The 25032-nt window shown below is 65.2% G+C and carries 23 protein-coding genes and 1 tRNA gene; 8 read left to right on the forward strand and 16 right to left on the reverse strand.

Annotation, left to right across the window (positions count from 1 at the left end; all coding sequences use genetic code 11):
• The first annotated feature begins 245 nt into the window (after window positions 1–245).
• Window positions 246–2591, forward strand: coding sequence for a DPP IV N-terminal domain-containing protein (locus ACMT1E_RS08710; protein ID WP_414899705.1), 2346 nt, complete (start codon window positions 246–248; stop codon window positions 2589–2591).
• 48 nt (window positions 2592–2639) lie between these two features.
• On the opposite strand, the gene ACMT1E_RS08715 is transcribed toward ACMT1E_RS08710, so the two are convergent.
• Genes ACMT1E_RS08715 through ftsE form a run of 4 tightly spaced genes read right to left on the reverse strand, consistent with a single transcriptional unit; the run spans window position 2640 to window position 5456 of the window.
• Entirely contained in the window at window positions 2640–3338 is a 699-nt protein-coding gene (locus ACMT1E_RS08715) for a lysophospholipid acyltransferase family protein (protein WP_414899706.1), read from the reverse strand.
• Window positions 3335–3865: a YdcF family protein gene (locus ACMT1E_RS08720; RefSeq protein WP_414899708.1), complete on the reverse strand. Its 531-nt coding sequence runs from the start codon at window positions 3863–3865 to the stop codon at window positions 3335–3337. The genes ACMT1E_RS08715 and ACMT1E_RS08720 overlap by 4 nt, the downstream gene beginning before the upstream one ends.
• Window positions 3862–4755 (reverse strand): cell division protein FtsX, encoded by an 894-nt coding sequence (locus ACMT1E_RS08725; RefSeq protein ID WP_414899709.1) that lies wholly within the window; start codon window positions 4753–4755, stop codon window positions 3862–3864. The genes ACMT1E_RS08720 and ACMT1E_RS08725 overlap by 4 nt, the downstream gene beginning before the upstream one ends.
• The gene (ftsE, locus tag ACMT1E_RS08730; protein WP_414899710.1) at window positions 4752–5456 is read right to left on the reverse strand and encodes a cell division ATP-binding protein FtsE; all 705 of its coding nucleotides are present in this window, start codon (window positions 5454–5456) and stop codon (window positions 4752–4754) included. The genes ACMT1E_RS08725 and ftsE overlap by 4 nt, the downstream gene beginning before the upstream one ends.
• 210 nt (window positions 5457–5666) lie before the next feature.
• On the opposite strand from ftsE, the gene ACMT1E_RS08735 reads away from it, so the two are divergent.
• Both ACMT1E_RS08735 and ACMT1E_RS08740 read left to right on the forward strand, forming a co-directional pair.
• Entirely contained in the window at window positions 5667–6434 is a 768-nt protein-coding gene (locus ACMT1E_RS08735; protein WP_414899711.1) for a zinc-ribbon domain-containing protein, read from the forward strand.
• A gap of 108 nt (window positions 6435–6542) precedes the next feature.
• Window positions 6543–6629: transfer RNA gene (locus ACMT1E_RS08740), tRNA-Leu, on the forward strand.
• Window positions 6630–6984: 355 nt separating this feature from the next.
• On the opposite strand, the gene ACMT1E_RS08745 is transcribed toward ACMT1E_RS08740, so the two are convergent.
• The 12 genes from ACMT1E_RS08745 to ACMT1E_RS08800 all read right to left on the reverse strand — a co-directional run bounded on the left by ACMT1E_RS08745 (window position 6985) and on the right by ACMT1E_RS08800 (window position 18959).
• Entirely contained in the window at window positions 6985–7212 is a 228-nt protein-coding gene (locus ACMT1E_RS08745; protein ID WP_414899712.1) for a DUF2274 domain-containing protein, read from the reverse strand.
• Window positions 7205–8443: a TrbI/VirB10 family protein gene (locus ACMT1E_RS08750; RefSeq protein WP_414899714.1), complete on the reverse strand. Its 1239-nt coding sequence runs from the start codon at window positions 8441–8443 to the stop codon at window positions 7205–7207. The genes ACMT1E_RS08745 and ACMT1E_RS08750 overlap by 8 nt, the downstream gene beginning before the upstream one ends.
• Entirely contained in the window at window positions 8440–9423 is a 984-nt protein-coding gene (gene trbG, locus ACMT1E_RS08755) for a P-type conjugative transfer protein TrbG (RefSeq protein ID WP_414899716.1), read from the reverse strand. Before trbG ends, ACMT1E_RS08750 begins: the two co-directional genes overlap by 4 nt.
• Window positions 9420–10241 carry a conjugal transfer protein TrbF gene (gene trbF, locus ACMT1E_RS08760; protein ID WP_414899718.1) on the reverse strand — a complete coding sequence of 274 codons (822 nt, stop codon included), beginning with the start codon at window positions 10239–10241 and terminating at the stop codon, window positions 9420–9422. Before trbF ends, trbG begins: the two co-directional genes overlap by 4 nt.
• A gap of 5 nt (window positions 10242–10246) precedes the next feature.
• Window positions 10247–11554 (reverse strand): P-type conjugative transfer protein TrbL, encoded by a 1308-nt coding sequence (gene trbL / locus ACMT1E_RS08765; RefSeq protein ID WP_414899719.1) that lies wholly within the window; start codon window positions 11552–11554, stop codon window positions 10247–10249.
• A gap of 139 nt (window positions 11555–11693) precedes the next feature.
• Window positions 11694–12440 (reverse strand): P-type conjugative transfer protein TrbJ, encoded by a 747-nt coding sequence (trbJ, locus tag ACMT1E_RS08770; RefSeq protein ID WP_414899721.1) that lies wholly within the window; start codon window positions 12438–12440, stop codon window positions 11694–11696.
• Window positions 12440–14899, reverse strand: coding sequence for a conjugal transfer protein TrbE (gene trbE / locus ACMT1E_RS08775; RefSeq protein WP_414903352.1), 2460 nt, complete (start codon window positions 14897–14899; stop codon window positions 12440–12442). The genes trbJ and trbE overlap by 1 nt, the downstream gene beginning before the upstream one ends.
• Window positions 14893–15165 (reverse strand): VirB3 family type IV secretion system protein, encoded by a 273-nt coding sequence (locus ACMT1E_RS08780; RefSeq protein WP_414899722.1) that lies wholly within the window; start codon window positions 15163–15165, stop codon window positions 14893–14895. The genes trbE and ACMT1E_RS08780 overlap by 7 nt, the downstream gene beginning before the upstream one ends.
• A complete protein-coding gene (locus tag ACMT1E_RS08785; protein ID WP_414899723.1) occupies window positions 15162–15497 on the reverse strand; it encodes a TrbC/VirB2 family protein in 336 nt (111 codons plus the stop codon). The genes ACMT1E_RS08780 and ACMT1E_RS08785 overlap by 4 nt, the downstream gene beginning before the upstream one ends.
• A 2-nt stretch (window positions 15498–15499) precedes the next feature.
• Window positions 15500–16507 (reverse strand): P-type conjugative transfer ATPase TrbB, encoded by a 1008-nt coding sequence (gene trbB / locus ACMT1E_RS08790; RefSeq protein ID WP_414899724.1) that lies wholly within the window; start codon window positions 16505–16507, stop codon window positions 15500–15502.
• Window positions 16504–16923, reverse strand: coding sequence for a CopG family transcriptional regulator (locus tag ACMT1E_RS08795; RefSeq protein WP_414903353.1), 420 nt, complete (start codon window positions 16921–16923; stop codon window positions 16504–16506). The genes trbB and ACMT1E_RS08795 overlap by 4 nt, the downstream gene beginning before the upstream one ends.
• 5 nt (window positions 16924–16928) lie before the next feature.
• Complete coding sequence (locus ACMT1E_RS08800; RefSeq protein ID WP_414903355.1) at window positions 16929–18959, reverse strand: conjugal transfer protein TraG; 2031 nt, start codon at window positions 18957–18959, stop codon at window positions 16929–16931.
• A gap of 380 nt (window positions 18960–19339) precedes the next feature.
• Between ACMT1E_RS08800 and ACMT1E_RS08805 the strand changes: the two genes are divergently transcribed.
• Genes ACMT1E_RS08805 through ACMT1E_RS08825 form a run of 5 tightly spaced genes read left to right on the forward strand, consistent with a single transcriptional unit; the run spans window position 19340 to window position 25032 of the window.
• Window positions 19340–20350 carry a DNA-methyltransferase gene (locus tag ACMT1E_RS08805; protein WP_414899725.1) on the forward strand — a complete coding sequence of 337 codons (1011 nt, stop codon included), beginning with the start codon at window positions 19340–19342 and terminating at the stop codon, window positions 20348–20350.
• Window positions 20351–20377: 27 nt separating this feature from the next.
• Window positions 20378–22477: a DEAD/DEAH box helicase family protein gene (locus ACMT1E_RS08810; RefSeq protein WP_414899726.1), complete on the forward strand. Its 2100-nt coding sequence runs from the start codon at window positions 20378–20380 to the stop codon at window positions 22475–22477.
• Window positions 22461–22676, forward strand: a complete 216-nt coding sequence (locus tag ACMT1E_RS08815; RefSeq protein ID WP_414899727.1) for a DNA modification system-associated small protein — start codon at window positions 22461–22463, stop codon at window positions 22674–22676. Before ACMT1E_RS08810 ends, ACMT1E_RS08815 begins: the two co-directional genes overlap by 17 nt.
• Entirely contained in the window at window positions 22673–24658 is a 1986-nt protein-coding gene (locus ACMT1E_RS08820) for an AAA family ATPase (RefSeq protein WP_414899728.1), read from the forward strand. Before ACMT1E_RS08815 ends, ACMT1E_RS08820 begins: the two co-directional genes overlap by 4 nt.
• A complete protein-coding gene (locus ACMT1E_RS08825; protein WP_414899730.1) occupies window positions 24655–25032 on the forward strand; it encodes a hypothetical protein in 378 nt (125 codons plus the stop codon). The genes ACMT1E_RS08820 and ACMT1E_RS08825 overlap by 4 nt, the downstream gene beginning before the upstream one ends.

The following is a 25032-nucleotide window of genomic DNA, read 5'->3' on the forward strand; positions in this document are numbered from 1 at the left end:
CAGCCACCGCACCAGCGGTTGCGACACCGGGCGCAGCGCGGCGTATGATCGCCGTGGCGAACCGCGCCCGGATAAGGCGCCGGGCGAGCGCGCCGCAGACCCGCCCCCGCGCATACAGGCGCAATTCTAGGCACCTCGCGCCCTTATAAGATATACGATCACCCTGGCCGCGTAGCGTGTACCCTGCCGGTGGTGTTTCAGGGGTGCCGGAATGGGACTTCAGGCGAACGAAAGGGGAGACGATCATGAAACGACGTGCCACCGGGCTGGCGGTTGCGATATCCTTGCTCGCATTGGCGGCAGCGGCCCCGGCGCCTGCACAGGTGGCGGCGGCCGACATCCAACGATCGGTCCACCTGCAGGATTCCTGGCTGTACCTGACCCGGGACGTCGCCGACCCCGCGCAGTGGCTGCCCGGCGGCAACAGCTTCACCTATCGCAAGACGGTGGAAGGCGGCTTCAGCTTCATCACCTACGACGTCGCGACCGGCGCCCGTGCCCCCGCGTTCGACCATGCGGCGATCGCCGCCGCGCTCGGCAAGGCCAGCGGCGAAAAGATTGAGGCACTGCGCCTGCCGATCACAACGTTCAGCTACGAAAACGAAGGCAGGGCGATCGAATTCGGCTTTAACGACGAACGCTGGCGCTGCACGCTGGCGGAGGCCAGTTGCGCGCCCGCGCCGATCACCCGCCAGCCGCGCGGTTTCGGTGTCGTCCGCGACCTGAAAGTGCCGGCGGAGAACCGTCCCCGCCTTTCACCGGACGGGAAGTGGGAAGCCTATGTCGAAAACTACAACATCGCGATCCGCCCGGCCGGCGGCGACGGCTGGACGCGGATCAGTTTCGACGGGTCGGAAACCAATTTCTACGATCCGGAATCGATCGTCTGGGCGCCGGATTCGACCAAGCTCGCCGCCTATCGCGTGATCCCCGGCTACCGGCGCGAGGTCACCCGCGTCATCACCTCACCGTCCGATCAGGTGCAGCCGAAGACGATTTACCAGCTATACCCGAAGCCGGGCGATCCGGTGGACATCGACCGCCCGGCGCTTTTTCACATCGCCGGGGGCAAGGGGCGTCAGATACCGATCGCCGAGACGCTGTTTTCCAACCCATATCGCATGTCGGCGATCAGTTGGCGCAGGGACAGCCGGACAATCAGTTTTCGCTACGACCAGCGCGGCCACCAGTTGAACCGGCTGATTGAGGTCGATGCCGGAACCGGCGCGGCACGCACCGCCGTCGAGGAACGGGCAACCACCTTCATCAACAGCAGTTCGCCCAACCGCCAGTTCCGCCACGAGGTCGGCGGCATGGGCAACGAGGTCATCTGGATGTCCGAACGCGACGGCTGGAACCACCTCTATCTGTTCGACGGCCGCACCGGCAAGGTGAAGAACCAGATCACCAAAGGCGACTGGGTGGTGCGCGAAGTCATCAAGGTCGACGACGCCAAACGCCAGATCTGGTTCGCGGCCGGTGGCATGCGCCCCGGCGAGGACCCGTATCTGCAGCATTATTACCGGATCGACTTCGACGGACGGAACCTGACGCCGATCACCACGGTCGACGCCTATCACGACGTCGCCTTCTCTCCCGACATGGCGTATTTCGTCGACACGTATTCGAGGATCGACCTGCCGACGGTATCCGAACTGCGCCGGTCCAGCGACGGCGCGCTGGTAGCGACGGTCGAGACGGCGGATGTCAGCCGGCTTATCGCCGCCGGTTTCCGCCCGCCCGAACCGTTTGTCGCCAAGGGGCGCGACGGCAAAACCGACATCTACGGCGTAATCGTGCGGCCACGCGATTTCGATCCGAACAAGACATATCCGGTCATCGAGAACATCTACGCCGGGCCGCATTCCAGCTTCGTGCCGAAGAAATGGTGGCCGTTCGGCTACCAGTCGAGCGGGGACAAGACGATCGGCATGCAGTCGCTTGCCGACCTCGGCTTCATCGTCGTCCAGATCGACGGCATGGGCACGCTCAACCGGTCCAAGGCGTTCCACGACGTCGCGTGGAAGAATATCGCCGACACCGGCTTCGCCGACCGCATCCTGTGGCACAAGGCCGCCGCCGCGAAATACGCCTGGTACGACACCAGCCGCGTCGGCATCTACGGCGGCTCGGCCGGCGGGCAGAACACGCTGCTCGCGCTGCTGTTTCACCCGGAATTTTACAAGGTCGGCATCGCCTATAACGGCTGCCACGATAACCGGATGGACAAGATAAGCTGGAACGAAGCGTGGATGGGCTGGCCGGTCGACGAAAGCTATGCCGCGTCGTCCGGCGTCGACAATGCCTGGCGGTTGCAGGGCAAACTGATGCTGATCGTCGGCGAACTCGACATGAACGTCGATCCGGCGTCGACCTATCAGGTCGCCGACGCGCTGATCAGGGCGGGGAAGGATTTCGACATGCTGACCGTGCCCGGCGGCGGCCACGGGGTTCTCCGTTCCGTCGGCCCGGTCGATTACGGCCTGCGCCGCCATTACGATTATTTCCTGAAACACCTTGCCGGCGTCGACACGCCGAACTGGAACACGATGCCGCAATCCGTGCCCGGCGGCACTGTTCCCGTCCGATAGCGCCGCCGCACATCGTGGCCTTTTGCATGTAGGCCGGGGTGCGGCGGCTCAGGCTGCGGGCGGGTTCAGGGCGTTGATTGCTTCGTGGACCATGGCTTCCGCCTGCTTGCGTTCCAGCCCCGGCGGGATCGTTTCGCCGACGCGAAAGGTGATGATGCCCGGCCGTTTCAGGAAGCGGCGGCGCGGGCACAGCAGGCCGCTGTCACAGGCGACGGGCACAACCGGCAGCCCCAGCGTCTTGTACAGTCCGGCAAAACCGGCGCGCAGCGGCGGCCGGTCGCCGTGGGGGACCCGCGTCCCTTCCGGAAAGATCAGGATCGGGCGGCCGCGCGCCACTGCCGCTTTCGCGGCCTTCAGCATCTGGCGCATCGCCGTGGCCCCGGCGGCCCGGTCGACGACGATGACGCCGTGCATCCGGGCAACACGCCCCCAGAACGGAATATCCGCCAGTTCGCGTTTCAGCACCACTGCCGGTTGGTTGAGCAGCAGCAGCATCTCCAGCGTTTCGAACATCGATTCATGTTTGACCGCAACCAGCGCGGGGCCGGTCGGCAACGTCCCTTCGACGCGGGTGGTAATGCCGAGCAGCGCCCGCGCACACCAGCGGTGGAACAACGCCCAACGGCGCGCATGGGCAATCAGCACCGGCTGCCCGGCCAGCGCCATCGGCAGCGCCAGCAGCACCGCGACCGCCGATCCGGCATAGAACACCAGCGTGAATACCAGGCTGCGCAGCACCACCATCACAGGCCGACCAGCACCGCGCCACGCCGCAGGATATACTTGTTGTATTCGGTCAGCAGCATCGTGAACCCCGGCTCGCTCGGCACCGCGTCGCGCAGCACGACGACATTGCCCGGCAGGGCGCGCTCTATCTCGAAACTGGCGCGCCGCATATGCCAGTCGGTGGTGACCAGCCGCAGGCTGCGATAACCGCGCGCCTTCAGCCAGTCGGCCACCTCCTCACCGTTGGAACGGGTGTCGACCGCCTCGCGGCCGAGGTCGATGCAGCAATCGAACAGGCGCATCGACGCCCGATATTGCAGCGCCAGTTCATGCGGGCGGACGCTGCGCGCGACGCCGGAAATCAGCATCCGCCGCGCCCGTTCAGCCGCGATCAGCGTCAATCCACGCTCGATCCGCGCCGCACCGCCGGTCAGCACGACGATGGCGTCGGTCTTCCGGTCATCGGCAGGGCGCGGCAGCATGACGGCGAACAGCGCGAAGCCGAGCAGATAGGCGAGCAGCGCCGCGGCGAGCAGGCGACGGATCACAGGATGCGCCTCAACGCGCGTACCACCGTCAGCCGCGCGGCCAGCGTGGCAAGCAATGTCGCCGCCGCCGGCACCGCCAGCAACATCAGCCAGCCGGCGGCCGACAGGCTGACCGCGCCAACAAGTTCAGAACCGACCGCCTGAATGCGCCCGCCCACCAGCAGGATCACCGTCGCGCCGACACCCAGGCCGATCGCTCCGCCGAACAGCGCGTCGAGCGCGATCCGGCGCTGGAACAGCCGGGCGATCTGGATGTCGGTCGCACCAAGCAGGTGCAGTACGTCGATCGTCGCGCGGTGGGTGTTGAGCGCGGCACGGGCGGCTAGTACCACCGCCGCCGCCGTCGCTACCCCCATCAGCACGACCACAGCCGCCGCCAGCCATTGCAGCGAGCCGACCAGCCGGGCGAGCGGCGCCAGCCAGCGGGCATGGGCGTCGACCCGAACGTCAGCACCGCCGGCGCCTACCGCCTTTGTCAGTTCCGCCAGGCTGCGGTCGTCGGTCCGCGCAACGTCGACATCGATCAGCGCGGGTACAGGCAAGTTGGCCGCCAGGTCGCCGACGCCAAGCCAGGGACTCAGCAATGCCGCGATTTCCGCATCGTCGACGCGGTGGACGGCACGGACGTTGGACAGCCCGCCCAGCACCGCCACGACGCGGTCGGCGCTGGCGGCCCGCGCCACCGGGTCCGCCGCGATGACCTGCACCGTCACCCGCCCGGCCAGATCGGCGCGCAGCGCCCCGGCCGCGTTGGCCATGCCCAGCCCGCCGGCGACCGCCAGCACGGTCAGGAACACCATGATCGCGATCACCCACGGCATCGGCCCGGCGAGCCAGCCTTCGGGCAGCAACCGCCGGTCCGCCCCGGCGCCCATCCAGCCAAGGCTCATGCCAGGTCCTCCGGCGGATTGCGCAGCGCGCCCGTCGGGTCGGCAATCCGCCCGCGATCAAGGCGCATGATCCGCGCCCGCGTTACCCGGCCGAGCAGGTGCATGTCGTGGGTGGCAACGACAATCGTCGTGCCCAGCTTGTTCAGCGCATCGAACAGGTGGAGCAGCCGGTTCGCCATTTCCGGGTCGACGTTGCCGGTCGGTTCGTCGGCCACCAGCATTTCCGGTCGACCGATGACGGCGCGGGCAATCGCGACGCGCTGCTGTTCCCCACCCGACAACGTAGCCGGACGCGCGCTCGCCCGCTCGCCCAGGCCGACCCAGGCCAGCATCTCGCGCACCGGCGTGTCGAGGTCGCGCTCCTCGACCCCGGCGACGCGCAGCGGCAGCGCGACATTGTCGTAGGCGGACAGGTGGGGAACCAGCCGGAAATCCTGAAACACCACGCCGATCCGGCGGCGCAAGCCGGGCAGTCGCTCGCGCGGCATGGTCACCGCGTCCTCTCCGAACAGCCGGATCAGCCCGCGGCTTGGCCGCTGGGCCAGATAGAGCAGGCGCAACAGCGATGTCTTGCCCGCGCCGGACGGGCCGGTGAGGAAATAAAACGCGCCGGGGGCGAGCGTGAAGCTGATGTCAGACAGGGTTTCCGCGCCCGTACCGTAGCGCAGACCGACATTTTCGAATTGCACGATGTTGGCCATCGCGCCCTCAGTCCCGCTCTTGCAAGGTTTGACCCCGGCCCATGCGAGGGCAGCCATGCCATGACCGGCGCACCCAGGTAAAGCGCCGCCGTGCGGCATCCACCGATCGAAGCATTGCCGTCGGATGCCGACGGTGCTTGCAAGCTGTACCGCTTCGATGCTTAGAACCTCATAACGCCACCGCCATGACAAGAGAGCCGATCTGCCGCCATGATCCTGCAATGCCCGGAATGCAGCACGCGATACCTGGTTCCCGACAGCGCGATCGGACCGGCCGGGCGCGCGGTGCGCTGCGCGTCATGCCGGCATAGCTGGTTTCAGGACGGACCGGAGCTTCCCGAAACCCCACCAAAGCCTGCGCCCGCACCTGCGGCGCCCCCGCCCCCCGCCGCGCCGCCGCCGTCGGAAACCGCCCCGGCTGCCCCGACGACGGCTGCAGAGGCACCGCCTCCCGTCCCCGCCCCGCCGCCGATCGAACGCGCGGCGGAAGAGCCGCAGTCAGCACCGCCGGCCCCGGCTTATGACAACTTCGCCCATGAACCGCTGTTCAAGCCCCGCCGCAACCCGGCCCGGCGCTGGACGATCGCCGCCGCCGTCGCGGGGTTGTTGATGCTCGGTGCAATTGCCGCACTCAGCTATTTCGGCAATTCCGGCACCGCCGGGCTGACCGGCACGCGTAGCAGCGCGGTGCTGCTGCTCGAAGTGCCGAGCAAGCCGGAACGGCGCACCCTCGCCAGTGGCAATGAGCTGTTCGCCGTCACGGGCCGCGTCATCAACCCGACCGAGACCGCCCAGCGCGTGCCAGACATTCGCGCCGAACTGCGCGACGCGCAGGGCCGAGTCGTTTATAACTGGACGATCGCGCCGCCGGTCCGCACCCTCGCCCCAAAGGCGAGCGCGGAATTCAACTCGGCTGAGGTGAACGTGCCCAAAGGATCGCGCGAACTGAACCTGCGCTTCGCCGGCGAACCGGGCTGAGCGTTCGACACGCCCGGCACCATTTCAGCGGTTGCGGGGCCAAGACGGCTTTGCTAGAGGCTCGCCCCTACCGGACGCCGGGCACCGACCGGCGGTTGTTACAAGTGTGCGGTCGTGGCGGAACTGGTAGACGCGCAACGTTGAGGTCGTTGTGGCCGAAAGGCCGTGGAAGTTCGAGTCTTCTCGACCGCACCAATATCCTTTGAAAACAAAGGATTTTTTCGGGGGTTTGGCACAGTTTGGCACACTGCCAACTCCCGAATATGCTGTGAAGCGTTCAAAAATCGAGACAGTTGGTGCCAGATTTGGCTGGCTTTCTACCTGATATTGCGAGGACGGCCGCCTCGCCCGATCGGCCCGTCGCTATTAACTCTTGCCCACTCCCGAGCAACTTCCGGAAGCCATCGCGGGCGGCCCAGTGCAGCAACGCGTGGCGGCAGCTTTTCTGGATATTGGGACACCATCCGGCAGACCGTGCTTTCGGTGTAGCCAAGAAACTTTGCTAGCTCCCTCGGCGTCCAGAGAACCTCCTCATCCATGCCATTTGCCCTTACGGTGCGTCCGCCCTCTTCTGAGCCTTGGCAAACGCCCGGTCAGCGGCGAGAAAGTGCTCCAGCATGGCAGGGATGATGTCCCCCAGCCCGGCATCGCGATCCTCGTGGACGGTCTGATAAAGCGTCAGATACGCGTCGAGCGACTTTTTGAGGTCCGGCATAACGGTGATCGTCAGCTTGACCGGCGTCCGATCCGGCAGCCTGGAGAGTTTCAGGTCAGCCATTGGCACCTCCGGGACCGGTCCAGCCGCGAAGCACAATGTCCTTATGGACGACGATCCTGAGCGGCCAGCCCGGTCGCACTCGGATCGTGGGCTGGATGTTGAGATTGCGGGTGACCAGCTGATCGCCGGCCCGTGAGCCACTTTGCTGGGCGGATTCGCGGATCGCACGGACAAGATCGCTTTCGCTGCTGCCGAAGCTCAGCTCGGTCCCCACCCCAAGCAGTGTCGATAGCGCGACGCCCTTGAGCAGCTGCCAAGTGTGGACGTCCACCTTGTCGGCCAATCCAGCATAGCCCGCCGTGTCGGTTGCCGGCACATTGTCGATGCGGATCGAGGAGCCGTCGAGCAGGATGATCCGCTGCCACACCACGAGCGCGCGTTTCTGACCGAATGCCACGACGCTGTCATAGCTGCCGATCAGGCGCGCGCCTTGGGGAATAAGAAGAGTCCGCCCGGTCACGCTGTCAAAGACATTCTCGGTCACCTGCGCGGTGACCAGCCCGGGCAGGTCGGAATTGAGCCCGGTGATGAGGCTGGCGCTGATGACGCTGCCCGCCATTACGGTGTATGGCGAGACGGCCGGCACCAGCCCATGGGGATTGATGTCCCCGGCTTCCTCGTTGTTGCCGAGGAAATCGGCCTTGCGCTGCTGACCGTTCGGATCTCGCTCGGGATCAAGTGCCAGGCGTGGCTTCGCGTCTCCTGCGGATGGCGGCGGCGATGCCGGTGCCGCCGCTTCGGTCGTCGCGGCGGTAGACCGGTTGCCCGATATCTGCATCATCACGCCGGATTCGCGCGCGGCCTTGCGCTCGGCGGCTAGCGCCAAGCGCTCGGCTTCCGCAGCCTGCGCGGCCTGATCCGGGGCGGCCGGCGGCAGCGGAGTGCCAAGCGAACGCTGATGATCGAGGATCGGCTTTCCGAGATCGCCTGGCAGGGGCGGTCCGAGCTGGGGCACGTCGCCATAGGTCTTGGGGGCATTGGCGAGCGCGTCGGCCGGGGTCTTGGCACCGGCATCGCTGCGGTCATCGGCGCCTGCCACCACGCGGAAGGTCGCGGGCTTGAGTGCGACCCAGGCGGCGCCGACGATCGCGGTCGAGCCGAGCGCGGCGAGCGCGATGACGGCGCCGCGCCGAAATCGTACCACACGTCCAGGCGTGCCGCGCAGCACGAGCGTCTCCGGATCGGCCTTGGGCGGGATAGCGGCGCTCGAGGCGTTTGGCGTGTCGCTCACGATACCCTCCCGCCCCGGCGCCGCTTCCGCTCGGAATCGGTGCGCGTGATCCGCACGACGCTCTGCTTCTTCTCGCCAAGCCGCAGTTCGGCCGCGCCGAACAGGCGATCGACGACATAGAAGCGCCCCGACACCCGGTAATTGACAAGCTGGGCATCGCCAGTCGGCCCCAGCACGAACAGGGGCGGTGCTTCGCCCACCGCGATGCTCGCCGGGAATTCGATATAGGTCTGCCTGCCATCGTCGAAGGCACGCAGCGGTCGCCACGGCGGGTTGTCGCCCGTGATCGCGTAACCAAACTGGAGCTGCTCGATCGCCAGACCGGTTGCGATGGGGGCGGCGGCCCTTTCCTGCTCGGCGGCGCGCCGGATCGCGATCAGCTCGTCTTGCGGATAGGACCAGGAGAGCGCGGCCATGGATGTTGCCGCGGTGCTTTCGAGCTGGAGATGATAGGCGCGGCGGTCGGTGGTGATGACGAGGTTGGTGGCGAGGCCAGCCGCGAACGGCTTGACGAGGATATGCACGCGCTTGCTCTCGCCCGCGCCGCTGGTCGTGTCACCCACCGTCCAGCGCACGGTATCGCCGGCCGCGACCGAGATCACCGCCTCACCCGGCTGCAGGGCGATGTCAGTCACGCGTTCCGGCGCGGCAAACAGCCGGTAGAGCACGCCATCGCTGAATGGATAAACCTGAACCGCGTTGACGAACGCTTGGCGCTCGGGCTCGCGCGTGGCGCTGCGATTGGCGGCGCGGACGCGGAGCTCCGCCGGGGATGGCAGCACGTTGCGATGTCGGACGGGCGCGATGGCGACTGGCACGGCGGCAGTCGGCAACGGGGGCGATGACCCCACAGAAGGCATCGACGGTATCGGGGTTGAGGTTGACGGCACCGCGTTAGTCGACGGGACAGGTGGCAACGATTGGGCGGAAGCCGAGGCGATGCCGGCGAGCGCGGTCGCCAGGCCAAGCAGATATTTCATGGGCGGGTCTCCGGTTGAGGTTGCGCGGCCGCGGGCGCAGCGAGATTGGAGTCGAGCGGCGAGCCGAGCGGGAGGTTCGACGGCAGCGGTGCTGGAACGGGCGTCCGTGGGGACGGTGTCGGCGCTGTCGCCGGGGTATCCAGCTCGCGGCTCCAGTCGATCGCGTCGACATAGAGGCCGAGCGGGTTCTTCCGCAGCGTGTCCGCGTTCTTCGGCGGCTTGACCTGCACCGTCAGGATCGCGGTCCAGCGCGACGTCCCGGCAAGGCTGCCACGCTCGAAAGCGCTCTCGATCCACTTCACCTGAAAGCTGGTGTCCGAGGCCCGCACGACGCTGGTGACCTGCACCGAGACGGTCTTGTCGCCGACATCCGCGAACGGATTGGCGGCGCGGGCATATTCGCCAAGGAAGATCGCGCCTCGAGGGGACGCGAAATCATAGGCCGAAAGCCAGTTCTCGCGCATCAGGACTGGATCGAGCGACTTGCCGCGGATGTTGGCAATAAACCGGCCGAGGTGCCAGGCGATCTGTGGATCGGTCGGCCGGTAATCGGTGGCGACGGGCACAACCGCGCGCGCCTCGCCGAGATTGTCGACCTCGACCACATAGGGCACGACACGGCTCTGCATCGACTGCCAGACGAGCCCCGCCGACAGGCCCGTGGTCAGGAACAGCCCGCCGAACGCCATCAGCCGCCAGTTCTTCGCCTGCGCCCGGGCCGACCCGATCCGCTCGTCCCACAATTGTCCGGCGCGTTGGTAGGGCGTCTCGGGTTCGGGCGTCCGCCCGTAGCGCTGCACGGCGCGCTTGAATCGCATGGGGATCACTCCTTTTCCTTGATGTCGGGGGTCGCGGAGGCGCCGCCGCGGTCGCCGTCCTTGAGCGTGTGGTAGGCAAGCTGGCGGCGGTGGCGGGCGTTCTGCTCGGCGCGCAGATTGCGCGCCCAGGCCGGCGCACCGGCTGCACCCTCGCCGCCCGCTGCCGAGGCGGTGGCTGACGATGATGCCGACGATCCCGATGATCCATTGAGCGCGGACCATGCAGCCTGGCGGCCGCGCTCGGCTGCGGCACCCAGCCCAAGCGTGCTGCCGATCTTCTGGGCGGCAGCGCCTTTGGCGGCAGCGGCCATGCCGCCGATGCTGGAACCGCCGGTTTCACGGCCGAGCTGCGCGGCGGTGGACGCCGCCGTGCCCATCGACGTGCCGGCGCGGATCGCGCTGAGCGCGCCGCCGGCCACACCACGCGCGGCGGCGACCGCGGCTCCGCCGCCCATCGCGATGGCCGCACCCGCGCCGAGCGCGGTGCCGACAGCGGCGCCCGCACCGAGCTGCGGCGCGCCGGCGACCAGACCAGAGGCGATGCCGGGGCCGAAGATGCCGAGCCCGAACAGCGCGAGGCTGGCGAGCACGAGGCTCATCGCCTGGCCGATGTCGGGTTCCTGACCCTGCAGGGCGGAGACGAATTCCGAGAAGAAGCCCGAGCCGATGCCGACGATCACCGCCAGCACCATGACTTTGATGCCGGATGAGATGACGTTGCCGAGCACGCGTTCGGCGAGGAAGCTGGTCCGGTTCCACAGCGAGAACGGCACCAGCACGAACCCGGCGAGCGTGGTGAGCTTGAACTCGATGATCGTGATGAAGAGCTGCACCGCGAGGATGAAGAAGGCGACGATGACGATCACCCAGGCGATCAGCAGCACCATGATGGTGATGAAATTGTCGAAGAAGGTCGTGAAGCCGAGCATCTGCGACGCCTGGTCGAGCAGCGGCCAAGCCGCGGTGAACCCGGTTCCTGCAAGCTTGCCGGGCTTCAGGAGATCGTCGGCGGTCATCCCGCCGCCGCCGGCGGTAAGGCCAAGCCCGGCAAAGGATTTGAAGATGATGTCGGCGAGCGTCGAGAAACTGTTGAGGATCAGCGCGAACGCGCCGACGTAGAGGATTTTCTTGAGGAAGCGGCCGAGTATGTCGTCCTCACCGCCCATCGCCCAAAACAGGCCGGCGAGCGTGATATCGATGCCGATCAGCACCGTGGTCAGGAAATGGACGTCGCCACCGAGCAGCCCGAATCCACTGTCGATGTAGCGGATGAAGGCCTGCATGAAGCGGTCGATGATGTTGAGGTCGCCCAAGGTCGGCAGCTTTCATCTGTAAGTTTCAAGGGTGCCGCGGGGTCCGGCGGCCATGAGGGGGAAAGGCCCTTCGGACCCCGCGGCGAGACGGCGTGTTCGGGGGAGCTGGAAGCACGCCGCCTCAGCTCGCACTGCCCGCCTATTGGGGCGTATAGGCCTGGCCGGTGCCGAGGAATTTCTTCGTCGCGGTCCGCGCTTCCTGTTCGGCCTGGACGCGGCGGGCAGCCTCGGTGGCATCGGCGCGATATTGCGCCGCCATCAGGGTCTGGATTTGGAACTGCTGCTTGGCGGTGAGCGCGAGCAGCTGATTGGTCGCCTGCTGTGCCTGCAACGAGCCTTCTGCTCCCTGGCTGCGCGAAACGATTTCGGCGAGCGTCTGCGCGTCGGTGGAGACATTCTCAACGACCTGGGACTGAACCGTCATCGTATGGCGGAACGCATCCATGCTGGCGTCGAGCCGCGACCGAGCGCCGATGACCTGCTGGTTGGTGCGGAGCGCCTGCCCGAAGTCGCTCGGGAAGAGCCGGCTGAATTTCTGATCCAGTCCCGAGACCTCGAACTTGATCGCCTGCGCCTGGCCCATCAGCCGGTCGATCTGCTGGAGGTTCTGGGTGATCGCCTGGAGCTGCGGGAAGTCGATCCGCGTAAGATTCTTCGCCTGGTTGATCAGCATCGTCGCTTCGTTCTGCAGCGAATGGATCTGGTTGTTGATCTGAGTGAGCGTGCGCGCGGCGGTCAGTATGTTCTGGCTGTAATTGCCAGGATCGAACACCGTGATCTGGGCATGAGCCGGCGTGCTCGGAACACTGAGGCCCATGATGAGCGAACCGACGGCGCTCAAACCGAGCGCCGACGCGATCAGATATTTGCGGGAACGGGAATGCATTACATTTCTCCTTCTTGGGGGCCTTGGGAGTTGGGAAAATCGGCGAGCAGCGCGGCGGCCCAATCGAGTCCGGCATCGGTCAGGAAGCGGGCAGCGAAATCGCGTGCCCCATGCTCGGCCAGGATCGCGTCGATACGGGCCTGCGTGGCGGGATCGGAGGCGCCGCACAGCGCGAGCGCGATTGGCCCCAACCCCAGCTCGAACAGGCGATTGCCGCGCGCGGATTGCAGATAATATTGCCGCTTGGGCGTCGCCCGGCTGACCAGCTCGATCTGGCGATCGTTGAGCCCGAACCGCTCATAGGTGGCGCGGCTTTGCGGCTCGATCGCGCGGTCGTTCGGCAGCAATATGCGCTGCGGACAGCTCTCGATGATGGCGGGTGCGATCGAGCTGTCTGCGATGTCGGCGAGCGACTGGGTCGCGAATACCACCGCGACATTCTTCTTGCGCAGCGTCTTGAGCCATTCGCGGATGCGCGCGGCGAACAGCGGATGGTCGAGGAATATCCAGGCCTCGTCGAGCACCAGCAGGGTCGGCCGACCGTCGAACCGCTCCTCGAGCCGGTGGAACAGATAGGTGAGCACGGGCGCGACGACGCCCGCCTGGCCCATCAGCGCCTCGGTCTCGAAACATTGGACATCGGCGATGGCAAGATCGTCCTCGGCGGCGTCGAGCAGCCGTCCGAACGGTCCTTCCAGCGTGTAGGGCGCGAGCGCCGAGCGCAGCGCGGTCGATTGCAGCAGCAGCGCCAGACCGGTCAGCGTCCGCTCCTCGATCGGTGCCGTCGCCAAGCTGTTCAGCGCCGACCACAGCGCTTCCTTGATCTCGGGCGTGACCGCGACGTGCTCGTGGGCCAGCAGCGCCGCGATCCATTCGGCTGCCCAGGCGCGCTCATCGCCGCGGTCGATATGGCGGAGAGGTTGGAAGGCGATCGCCCGCGCCCCGCCGACATGGTCGCCGCCGAGCCCGAGCGCATGATGCGCGCCGCCCACCGCCAGCACCGCGGCGCGGGCCGAAAAGCCCTTGTCGAAAACGTAGATCTGCGAATCCGGATAGCGGCGGAACTGGAGCGCGAGCAGCGCAATTAGCACGGACTTGCCGGCTCCCGTCGGGCCGACGATCAGCATATGGCCGACATCGCCGACATGGGTTGCCAGCCGGAACGGGGTCGAACCGCTGGTCTCGGCGTAGAGCAGCGGCGGCCCGCCGAGATGGGCGTTGCGCGCTGGTCCCGCCCACACGCTCGACAGCGGCATGAGATGCGCGAGATTGAGCGTGTGGACGAGCGGCTGCCGGACGTTCGCGTAAGTGTGCCCGGGCAGCGAGCCAAGCCATGCCTCCACAGCGTTGATGCTTTCGCGGATGCAGGTGAAGCCGAGCCCGTTGACGATCCGCTCGACCTGGCGAACCTTGTCCTCGACATGGGCGCGGTCGGTGGCGGACACGGTGATCGTCGTCGTCAGATAGCCGAAGGCGACGTGATCGCCGCCGAGCGCCTGCAGCGCGAGATCAGCATCGACCATCTTATTGTCGGCATCGCTGTCGAGCAGCTGGACAGGCTGGTTGTAGATGACTTCGCGCAGTAGCGCGGTGACCGACTTGCGCTTGTTGAACCACTGCCGGCGCAGCCGGGTCAGCGCCTTGGTGGCGTCGGTCTTGTCGAGCGCGATAAAGCGCGTGACCCAGCGATAGCCGAAATGCTGGTGGTTGAGTGCGTCGAGGATGCCGGGCCGGCTAAGATTGGGGAAGCCGAGGATGGTGAGCGTGCGCAGATGCACGTCGCCCAGCTGCGGTTCGAGACCGCCGGTGAGCGAAGTGTCGGCCAGCAGGCCGTCGAGATAGATCGGCGTCTCCGGCACGGCCACATCGTGCGGACGCGTCGAGATCGTGCCGTGCAGATAGGTCAGCGTCTCGGCATCGCCGAGCGCGCGGATTTCCGGCATGAAGCTCGAGAAGAGATCCAGTGCGCGATCGGTCTCCGCGACGAACGCGGCCAGCGCCTGCCGCCAATCCCGGCCCTGCTTGTCGTCGCCGCGCTCGATCAATGCGCGCCCGGCGGTGTCCGCCTGGTCGGGCGGCGGCAGGAAGGTGAGCGTCAGATAATAACGACTCTCGAAATGTGCGCCCGCGCCCTTGAACCCGGCACGGCGCTCTTCGTCGACCAGCCGTGACGCGGGATCGGGAAAATCGCTCGCCGGATAGCCGAGCGCCTCGCGCCGTTCAGCTTCGATATGAAGCGCCCAGCCGGAACCGAATCGCTTCAGCACGTTGTTGGCGCGTGCGCAGGCCGAGACCAGCTCGGCCTCGGTCGCGGATTCGAGATCAGGCCCTCGGAACCGCGCGGTGCGCTGGACGCTGCCATCCTTGTTAAGGACCACGCCTGGCGCGATCAGCGCCGCCCATGGCAGATGATCCGCTAGGCGGTCAGCGCGATTGCGGTACTCGCGAAGCATCAGCATGCGAGACGTCCTTTCTGACGGAGATGCCGGGCAAGGACGGGCGCGAAATCGGGGTCGCGCTTGGCGGCGAACACCGCGAGCGTGTGCCCGAACGCCCAGACCACCAGCCCGGCGATCCATTGCTGGAGGCCGAGCCCCAGTGCGGCGGCGAGCGTCCCGTTGACGATCGCGATCGCGCGCGGGGCGCCGCCGAGCAGGATCGGCTCGGCGAGCGACCGGTGCAGCGGGGCCTCGAAGCCCTCGATATGTGCTCCGGTGCCGATCACGCGATCAGCGCCCCGCCACCAAAGCTGAAGAAGCTCAGGAAGAAGCTCGATGCAGCGAAGGCGATTGACAGGCCGAAGATGATCTGAATCAGGCGACGGAAACCGCCGGCGGTCTCGCCGAACGCCAGCGTCAATCCGGTGACGATGATGATGATCACCGCGACGATCTTGGCGACCGGACCCTGGACCGATTCCAGCACCTGCTGAAGCGGCTGCTCCCACGGCATGCCGGAGCCGGCGGCCTGGGCATGCGTGGCGAGCGTCAGGGCAAAGCCGATGGCAGCGCCGACGAGGAAGGTGTTCTTCCGATCGGGAAGGCGAAGTGCGGGCATGCTCAGTCTCCTTGAGGATGGGATGTTGGATCGGGGGTGAGGTCGAGGACGGTGTAACCGCCGTCCGGATCGAGGCCGTCGACGCGGGCGATCGTCTCGACGCGGCGGGCAAGCCCGCGGCCCGAGATGAACACGATCATGTCGATCGCCTCGGCGATCAGCCGGCGCGGCACGGTAACGACGGTTTCCTGGACGAGCTGCTCGAGCCGGTAGAGCGCGGACACGGCGCTGTTGGCGTGGACGGTCGCGATCCCGCCGGGATGACCGGTGTTCCAGGCCTTGAGCATGTCGAGCGCCTCGGCGCCGCGCACCTCGCCGACGATGATGCGGTCGGGACGCAGCCGCAGCGTCGAACGGACAAGGTCGGCCATGCCGACGATGCCGGCCCCGCTCGCATTACCCGACCGCGTGCGCAGCGCCACGACATCGAGCGCGGCGCATTGCAGCTCGCGCGTGTCCTCAATCAGGATAACCCGCTCATCGAGATGCGCCATCTCCGCGAGCAGCGCGTTGGCGAGCGTGGTCTTGCCCGAACTGGTGCCGCCCGCGACGAGAATGTTCCGGCGCTCGACGACGGCGAGGCTCAGCAGCCGCGCGGTGTCGGCCGGCATGATGCCGTCCTTCACATAGTCGAGCAGAGTGTAGATCTTCGCGGCGGGCTTCCGGATCGAGAAACATGGTGCCAGGCTGACCGGCGGCAGAACCCCTTCGAACCGCTCGCCGGCGCCTTCGCCGTGCGGCGGCAGCTCGGCCGAGACGATCGGCGAGGCCGCATGGACTTCGGTCCGGGCGTGGCTCGCCACCAGCCGGACGATGCGCTCGACCTGGGCCGGCTCGTAGCGCGTACCGGTATCGATCCGGCCCTCGCCCAGTCGGTCGAGCCTTAGCGCGCCATCGGGATTGACCATGATTTCGATGACGGCGGGATCGGCGAGCGCGGCGGCGATGGTCGGCCCCATCGCGGTGCGCAGCATCGCGCGGCGGCGCTCGGCGGAAAGCGTCTCGCTCATCGCGCTGCCTCCCGGTCGCCGGACTGATCGCGCTCTGCCGCGCCGATGCTGCGCTTCCCCGAACCGATCTGGCGTCCAACCTGCGTGACGAACGCCTCGAACCGTTCGCGGCCGACGGCGCGCGCTGCGCTGTCCGCCTCGGGCAACGGCGCAGTGACCATCAGCTGGTAGCGGACGAACAGCGACAGGCTTTCGAGCAGTACCTCGATGTCGCGGCGGGCATGGCCGATCTCGCGCGAGATACGATCGAGCCGGCCTTTCAGAAGATCGTCGATTTCCTTGGTGCCGCGCCGCGCGAGATAGGCGGCGAGCGCATCGCTGACGATCTGCGACTTGTTCGTGCCCGGCTTCCGGGCAAGGTCGTCGAGCGCGTCGCTGAGCGCTTGATCGATATAGAGGTTCTGCCGGAACTTCATGGTCGTCACAGTCCCGGCAGCAGGTCGCGCCCGCTGCCCTCGTTGATGCCGTAGCCGCGGGCGACCGCGCTCAGCCCGCGGGCGCGGTCCATCGCCTTCTGGTCGGCGGCGGGGTCGCCTTCGTCCTGGTCGGCCGGAATGAGGTCGAGCTGCTTGGGCTCCTCGCGCTTCGGCGGAAATTCCTCGCCCAACCCCGGATGGCGCTGCTGCTGGAGGCCGCCATCCTCGGACTCGCCTTCGGCCGCGTCCTCGGCCCGCGCCAGGCGGGCATCAGGCTTGCGGGCGAAGCTGCCCCAATCGTTCGACCGTGCCTGCGGGCGATCGGGATAGATGCCGTCGGTCAGCGCCGGGGGCGGCGCGAGCCGCGCGGTGAAATTGCGATCCTCATAGTAGCGCAGCTTCTTCGCGCGGATCGGCGCGAGGCCGGACACCAGCACCAGCTCATCGGCGGGCGGGAGTTGCATGATCTCGCCCGGCGTCAGCAGCGGCCGCGCGGTCTCCTGCCGGCTGACCATGACGTGCGCGAGCCAGGGCGCGAGCCGGTGCCCGGCATAGTTGCGCATCGCGCGCTGCTCGGTCGCGGTGCCGAGCGCGTCCGAGATGCGGCGCGCAGTGCGCTCATCGTTTGTGGCGAAGGCGACCCGGACATGGCAGTTGTCGAGGATCGAATTATGCTCGCCATAGGCCTTCTCGATCTGGTTCAGGCTCTGGGCGATGAGGAAGGCACGCACGCCGTAGCCGGCCATGAAAGCGAGGCTGGTCTCGAAGAAATCGAGCCGTCCCAGTGCCGGAAACTCATCGAGCATCATCAGCAGCTTGTGCTTGCGGTTCGCCGTCCCGGCGCCGTCGAGCCGTTCGGTCAGCCGGCGGCCGATCTGGTTGAGGATCAGGCGCACGAGCGGCTTGGTGCGGCTGATGTCCGAGGGCGGAATGACGAGATAGAGCGAGACCGGCTGCGCCGCCTCGACGAGATCGGCGATGCGCCAGTCGCAGCGCGAGGTAACTTCGGCGACGGTCGGATCGCGATAGAGGCCCAGGAACGACATCGCCGTAGAGAGGACGCCGGAGCGCTCGTTGTCTGACTTGTTGAGCACCTCGCGAGCGGCGGATGCGACGACCGGATGGACCTGCGGCGCATCCTGCGTGCCGAGGTGATTGGTGGTCATCATCCGGCGGAGCGTCGCCGTGAACGGCCGCTGCGGATCGGAGAGGAAGGTGGCGACCCGCGCCAGCGTCTTCTCCTCCTCGGCATAGAGGATGTGGAGGATCGCGCCGACTAGCAGGGAGTGGCTGGTCTTTTCCCAATGGTTGCGCCGCTCGAGCGCCCCTTCTGGATCGACCAGGATGTCGGCGATATTCTGAACGTCGCGGACTTCGTTCTCGCCGCGCCGGACCTCGAGCAGCGGATTGTAGTGTGCCGAGCGCGCGTCGGTCGGATTGAACAGCAGCGCATGGCTGAAGCGTGCGCGCCAGCCTGCGGTCAGCTGCCAATTTTCCCCTTTGATGTCGTGGATGACCGCCGAGCCGGTCCAGCTCAGCAGGGTCGGTACGACCAAGCCGACGCCCTTGCCGCTGCGGGTCGGCGCAAACGCCATGACATGCTCGGGACCGTCATGGCGGAGATAACGACCGTGATGACGGCCAAGGAATGCGCCTGAATCGCCAAGTAGCTCGGTGCGTTCCATCTCACGGGCCTCGGCCCAGCGCGCCGAACCATAGGTCGTAACATGCCGCTGCTGTCGCGCGCGCCACAGCGAGCCGAAGATCGCGGCGGCGCAGCCGATGAACCCGCTTGCGCCGGCCAGCGCCCCCGCCTTGTCGAAGACATGGGGCGCATAGGCATCGTAATAGTACCACCACTCGAAGATGGCCCAGGGGCGATACACCGGCTTGCCGAGCATTACGAACCAGTTCGGGCCAAGCTGCGCCTGATAGCCGAGCATCGCCGCCGCCCATTGCGTCGCAGCCCAGACACCGGCGATCACGATCGCGAACACGACTGCAATCTGGCCGATAAGCAATTTGGTCGGGGTCATTGGTTGCTCCGCCCCGAAGGGCAAAGCCGCCGCTCCGGTTCATGGCGAAAGCATCGGCTGCATCAGATCGTGGTGGAATTACGGTCTTAGCGCGCCAGAGCGCACCTCGACGCATTCGCGGTCGGGCTGATATGCTCTTTCTGATTACAGGGCGGGCTAGAGGCCCTCTAGAAGATGTTCAGATTGGATGGTTTTGATCGCTCCGCGGTTGCGATTGGAGGCCGCCGCTTTATGGTAGGGGTGCATTCATGCGCGCGCTCAGGGGGGGACATGGCAATCACAAACGGCATCGCAGATGCTCAGCTTGCGGAAAATGGCGGTGCAGATGCCGGATGCCGTCGCTGGTGCGAACATCTAGTCGCCGTACAGATCGGCTGAGTATGGCGTCCAAATCGGGCAACTTGCCGGACGCTGAGCCGGAGGAACAACCGCGGGTCGCTTACCAGACCAATCGCGGAACGATGCTGCATGGAAGAATCGAAACGGCCCTGACGTCGCCGCTGCTTCAGCAGCACAGGGGCAAAGTAAACCTCATCGTCACCTCACCGCCGTTCCCGCTGGTCCGCAAGAAACGCTACGGAAACGAAACCGGCGAGGCGTATCTGCAATGGCTGGAATCTCTCGCGCAGCCCCTGACCGACCTGCTCACTGAGGATGGCTCCATCGTCATCGAGATCGGCAACGCGTGGGAGGAAGGCTCCCCCATCATGTCGACCCTGCCGCTCGAAGCGCTTCTAGCGTTCAAACGGTCTGCGAAACTGAACCTTTGCCAGCACGTGATCTGCCACAACCCGGCGCGCCTTCCGAGTCCGGCCGCCTGGGTCAATTTGAAGCGTGCGCGATTGAAGGATTCTTTCACCCACGTGTGGTGGATGTCCAAGGCAGAGTTCCCCAAGGCCGATAATCGCCGGGTACTCAATCCCTACAGCAAGGACATGAAGAAGCTCCTTGAGCGCCAATCCTATAATGCAGGCACTCGACCTTCGGGGCATGTGATCTCCGAGAAAGGGTTCCTGACCGATCATGGCGGGTCAATCGGTCCTAACGTTCTCGATCTTACCGGCGAACATTATCCGGATGCGTTGCTGAAATATACCGGGACGGGGTGGGACAAGGGCTACCGTAGCTATTGCAAGGACAACGGCCTTGTCGCCCACCCGGCACGTATGCAGTCGTCGCTTTCGGCTTTCTTCATTCAGTTTCTAACCGATGAAGACGATCTCGTTCTCGACCCCTTTGGCGGGTCCAACACGACGGGGAGCGTTGCCGAGAATCTGAATCGGCGCTGGGTCTCCGTTGAGGCTGATCGAGGATATGTGGACGGATCGTTGGGTCGGTTTCCTGGCGTCGTCGCGGAGGCCCAGACTGCGACCGAGGATTCGAATGGCTAACCCTCCAGCCGGCCGGCTACCGCGAAAGTGAGCGGGCTCGCTTCTGTCGAAACGTCGCCGTTCAGTGGCAATTTGGCCGCGCTCGATCTCGCGACCGAATATCGTTCGCTGAAAGACGATCCGGTCGAAAAATTCTACGTCCGTTGCTTGCGAGAGGCATCCACATATCATCGGGCAGTCGGATATTTCCGATCGACCGTGTTCCTAGTTGTTGGCCCCGCGGTCGTCGAATTCGCACGGCGCGGCGGGAAAATTCTGATGATCTGCTCGCCGGACCTGGATCATGACGACGTCGAATATATCGCGTCCGGCTACGCCCAGCGACTAGCGAGCATTGAAGATACCCTCATCGCACAATTCGACGCCCTGCTGGCGGATCGCCGGACTGCGTTCGCGGCGCGGACGCTGGCGACGCTGATCGCAACGGGCGCCCTGGAAATCAAGATCGCGGAGCGGCGTGACCGAAGAGGCATCTACCACGAAAAGATTGGGATCTTCTCTGATACCTTAGGCAACATTGTCAGCTTCAAAGGCTCGACAAACGAGACTTGGAGCGGCTGGCATGAGAAAGGGAATTTTGAGTCGATCGAAGTCTTCTGCAGTTGGCGCGGAGGATTAGAGGCAGAGCGCGTGGAAAAGCATGCGCAGCATTTTGACACGCTTTGGCACGAACGCGACCCGGATATTGAAGTCTCACCGGTGCCGGCGACGGTGAAGGAGTACATCAAGAGATATGCGGCGGCGAAATTGGACGAGCTAGCGGACGAGCCGAAACAGCGAGAAGCGATGCGCCGCTCTCCGCTCGCCCATCAATCCGCGGCGATCGAGGCGTGGAAGGCTCAAGGTCGGCGCGGAGTGTTCGAACACGCCACGGGAAGCGGGAAGACCTTCACCGCGATCATCGCGCTGCGAGAGCATCTTTCGCGCGGCGATCCGGCCATCGTGCTGGTCCCAAGTCGTCTTTTACTCGAACAATGGGCGAGAGAGCTGGCGGACGAGATTCCCGACGCGATCATGTTGCTCGCCGGGGCTGGTCATGACCGATGGAAGGGATCCAGCCGTCTGCGCAGCATGACGGCCGATGATCGTTCGCTTGGGCCGCGGCTTGTCGTCGCCATGATGCCAACTGCTTCGACCGATGAGTTTCGCCTCGGCGTCTCACAGGGCGATCATTTGTTGGTCGTCGCCGACGAAGTCCATCAGATCGGCAGCAATCAAAACTCGAAATTCCTGAACGTCCAAGCGGGCGCACGCCTTGGCCTCTCGGCAACGCCGCAACGCTACGGCGACCCGGACGGGACCGCGAAGATTTTCGCCTATTTCGGTGCCGTCGTCCCGCCCCCGATCACGCTCGCCGACGCAGTGGCTGCGGGCCGACTTGTTCCGTACGAATATCATCCTCATCCAATCCACCTCAGCGCAACCGAAGCGGAGGATTGGCTTAAGGAAACCAAGGCGATCCAGCTCGAGATCGCCCGGTCCAAGACCGACGATGGCGGCCGGAAAGTCCTTAGCGAGCGAGCCCGCATGCTTCTCATCAAGCGGGCGCGCATCGCCAAGAAGGCCAGCGCCAAGGTTCGCCTGGCAGCGGATGTGCTAAGGACGGAGTTCGAGGCGGGACAGAGTTGGCTGATCTATTGCGAAGATGGCGGACAACTGACCGACGTCCTGATTGCCTTGCGCGAGCAGGGAATGAATCCGATCGAATATCATTCCAATATGTTCGGCGATCGCGATGCGACGATGGACTGGTTCAGGTCGTTCGGTGGAATATTGGTTTCGATCCGGTGCCTGGACGAGGGTGTTGATATTCCGGCGGTCTCACACGCGCTCATTCTCGCATCGTCCCAAAATCCCAGACAATTCATCCAACGCCGCGGGCGCGTACTACGGCAAGCGCCGGGCAAGGCGCTGGCCGTCATCCACGATGCCATCGTCACGCCGGTCAACGCCGAGGACGAAAAGGATCAACTCGGCTTGCTCCGTGCGGAGCTCGTTCGCTCAATCGAGTTCGCCAATCACGCGCTCAATCGCATGGCGGGCGCGGAACTACGCGATATCGCCATCAATATGGGCATCGATCCTGATGAGTTCGATGCCCAACAGGGGGATGAAGAAGATGAATGAAGAGGACCTTGCTCTTCAGACGTTGCTCGCGGCCCGCGCCGAAGTAGCGCCGGATGTCGACGAAAGCCTGCTGCGAGCATGCTATGCGATCCAGCGCCGGCATCAGTTCAACAACGATCGAACGCAATCGTCCGTGGCGATGGAGCGCCTGATCGATGAACTTGTCGACGCGACTGTTCAGGGGGCGTCTGAACAATGAAGCTCCACCAGCTCGTTGCCACCAACTTCATGCCGTACCGCGAGACCATCACGGTGGACTTTCCGACGGAAGATCATCGCAACGTGATGATCGTGCTCGGCGACAACATGCGCGGGAAGACCTCGCTCATGAACGCACTTCGCTGGGGATTTTACGGGCGTGCCGTGGGCCGTCACTCCCGGCCGATCGCCCTGCACGACATCGTCAATAAGGATGGCGCGCGCGTCGACGACTGGCGCGTCGAGGTGTTTCTGAAATTCGAGGCGAACGGGCATGATTATGAGCTTCGCCGTACGGCCGACCGCCGCGCCCATGTTGCGACGCCATCACGCACCGAAGATTTCATCGTTGCGCCCCACCTTTCGAAGGACGGAATCGTGATCGCCGGCGACCAGGTCGAGGCGGAGATCAATCTGGTGGCACCCGAGCAAGTCTCGCGCTTCTTCCTGTTCGATGGCGAGCTTCTCGGGGAATATGAGGAGCTGCTGATCGAAGGGAGCGAGCAGGGCCGTCAGATCAAGGAAGCGATCGAACAGGTCCTGGGTGTGCCTGCGCTGACGAACGGGCGCGCGGAGCTTGGCGCGATGCTGAAAGCGGCGACGAAGAAGCAAAGCCAGGAAATGGCCCACATTGCTGGATTGGAGCGCTCGGCCGAAAACATGGCGAAGCTGACGGCGCGGCTCGACAGCCAGGATGCCGATCTGATGAAGCTTCAGGAAAAGCTGGCACAGACGCGATCCGAACGTTCGGTCCTGGAAGACGAGCTTGAGCAGGCGGCTACGATCTTGGCTTTGAAGGCGACTTTGGATGCCGCCAAGGAGGCGGCCACCGGTGCGGACACGACGCTGAAGCGGAAAAGGGGTGAGCGGCACTCGCTGCTCGGTCTTGCATGGAAGGATCTGTTGGACGCGAAGCTGGAGGTCAAACGGACGATCCTGCGACAGCGGCAAGCCAAATCGACGGAGACGCTACGCGCGCGTCTCAAGCTGGAGGAAGCGATCAAAAGCGTCCAGAAGGCCTTAGACACGCGCGCCTGCCCGACCTGCAAGCAGCCATTTCCTGAACAAGAACGCGCCGCGCTCGGTGCCCAGCTCGGCCAGTTCGAAGTCGATCTCGCAAACCTCGACGACGCCGCGAGCGGGATTGACAGTGTCGCCTCGGAGCTCGCAATCCTCGATGATATCAAAGGCGTTCGGGCGCGCGAGCGGCTGGTCGAGATCGATAAGGATATCCGGGCGGCCGAAGTTGCCTTGCAGAAAGCCGAAAACGATATCGAGCGGACCGAGGAGAAGATTGCCGGTCATGATACGGCCGAACTCTCCAGAAAGCGTGTGCTCCATCAGGAAAAGCTGAAGGAGGAAGGGCGGCTCACTGAGTCCATCAAGACCGTGGAACGCGATATCGCCAAGACCAACGAGGAACTCGCGGTTGCCCGGAAATCGATCGAAGGTCTCGCCGGCGCGCGATCGAAGCGGAGCACGGTGAAGGTCGGCATCATTGGCGAAATCGAAGCGTGCTTTGCTGCCAGCGTCGAGCGGTTGCGCGACAAGCTGCGTGAGCAGGTCCAGACCTTGGCAAGCCAGTCCTTCAAGGAAATGACAACCCAAAAGTCGTACCGTGGTCTTGAGATCAACGATAACTACGGACTGAGCATCATCGACAGCACGGGTCGCCCGGTATCAATCCGTAGCGCCGGAGCGGAGCAAGTCGTAGCGCTGTCGTTGATCGACGGCCTCAACAGGACCGGTCGGGCGATCGGCCCGGTGGTCATGGACACGCCGTTCGGGCGTCTCGATCCCAAACACCGCGACAATATTCTGAAATATCTGCCGACCGTCACGAGCCAGTTCGTGCTGCTGGTTCATGGCGGTGAGATCCGGCCTGACACCGACCTCGCCTCGATCAAGTCGAGGATTGGTGCCGCCTACACCATCACCGAAGTTTCGGAGACTCAGTCAAAAATCGAGAGGACCGCGCTGTGAGCACGAGCGATCTGATCAACGTCGGCCTCTCAGAAGCCGTCGACGACAAGCTTGCCGAACTAAAGGAGATGGGAGTCTTTGCCGACAAGATCGACGGTTATCGGTTCGGCGCCAGTCTCGCGATCGCGCAGGGGGTCGTCCCCGGCGACCTCGTCAAGCGCGTCAATCTCTACAACGTCGGTTCGCTCGACCCTGACCAAGCGCTGCGTCGCGCGGTGGAAGCGCTCATGCCGAGCGCGTTGGAGGACACAACCGTGTATCGCCTCATTGAGCGGCTCGCCGACTGGGGAGTGAATGAACTCTACTCCCAAGCAAAAGCTGGGGAGATAGATTTCGCCGCTTTGCTCGATCAGGCAGATGAGAAGCATGGCTGA

Origin of the sequence: Sphingomonas flavalba (assembly GCF_047553045.1) — a bacterium.
Classification (GTDB): Bacteria; Pseudomonadota; Alphaproteobacteria; order Sphingomonadales; family Sphingomonadaceae; genus Sphingomonas_L; species Sphingomonas_L flavalba_A.

Coding starts and splice junctions, on each gene's coding strand:
- ACMT1E_RS08710 (WP_414899705.1), top strand. CDS start 246: ATGAAACGACGTGCCACCGGGCTGGCGGTTGCGATATCCTTGCTCGCA.
- ACMT1E_RS08725 (WP_414899709.1), bottom strand. CDS start 4,755: ATGAGCCTTGGCTGGATGGGCGCCGGGGCGGACCGGCGGTTGCTGCCC.
- ftsE (WP_414899710.1), bottom strand. CDS start 5,456: ATGGCCAACATCGTGCAATTCGAAAATGTCGGTCTGCGCTACGGTACG.
- ACMT1E_RS08735 (WP_414899711.1), top strand. CDS start 5,667: ATGATCCTGCAATGCCCGGAATGCAGCACGCGATACCTGGTTCCCGAC.
- ACMT1E_RS08745 (WP_414899712.1), bottom strand. CDS start 7,212: ATGGCTGACCTGAAACTCTCCAGGCTGCCGGATCGGACGCCGGTCAAG.
- trbG (WP_414899716.1), bottom strand. CDS start 9,423: ATGAAATATCTGCTTGGCCTGGCGACCGCGCTCGCCGGCATCGCCTCG.
- trbF (WP_414899718.1), bottom strand. CDS start 10,241: ATGCGATTCAAGCGCGCCGTGCAGCGCTACGGGCGGACGCCCGAACCC.
- trbJ (WP_414899721.1), bottom strand. CDS start 12,440: ATGCATTCCCGTTCCCGCAAATATCTGATCGCGTCGGCGCTCGGTTTG.
- trbE (WP_414903352.1), bottom strand. CDS start 14,899: ATGCTGATGCTTCGCGAGTACCGCAATCGCGCTGACCGCCTAGCGGAT.
- ACMT1E_RS08785 (WP_414899723.1), bottom strand. CDS start 15,497: ATGCCCGCACTTCGCCTTCCCGATCGGAAGAACACCTTCCTCGTCGGC.
- trbB (WP_414899724.1), bottom strand. CDS start 16,507: ATGAGCGAGACGCTTTCCGCCGAGCGCCGCCGCGCGATGCTGCGCACC.
- ACMT1E_RS08795 (WP_414903353.1), bottom strand. CDS start 16,923: ATGAAGTTCCGGCAGAACCTCTATATCGATCAAGCGCTCAGCGACGCG.
- ACMT1E_RS08800 (WP_414903355.1), bottom strand. CDS start 18,959: ATGACCCCGACCAAATTGCTTATCGGCCAGATTGCAGTCGTGTTCGCG.
- ACMT1E_RS08805 (WP_414899725.1), top strand. CDS start 19,340: ATGGCGTCCAAATCGGGCAACTTGCCGGACGCTGAGCCGGAGGAACAA.
- ACMT1E_RS08815 (WP_414899727.1), top strand. CDS start 22,461: ATGAAGAAGATGAATGAAGAGGACCTTGCTCTTCAGACGTTGCTCGCG.
- ACMT1E_RS08820 (WP_414899728.1), top strand. CDS start 22,673: ATGAAGCTCCACCAGCTCGTTGCCACCAACTTCATGCCGTACCGCGAG.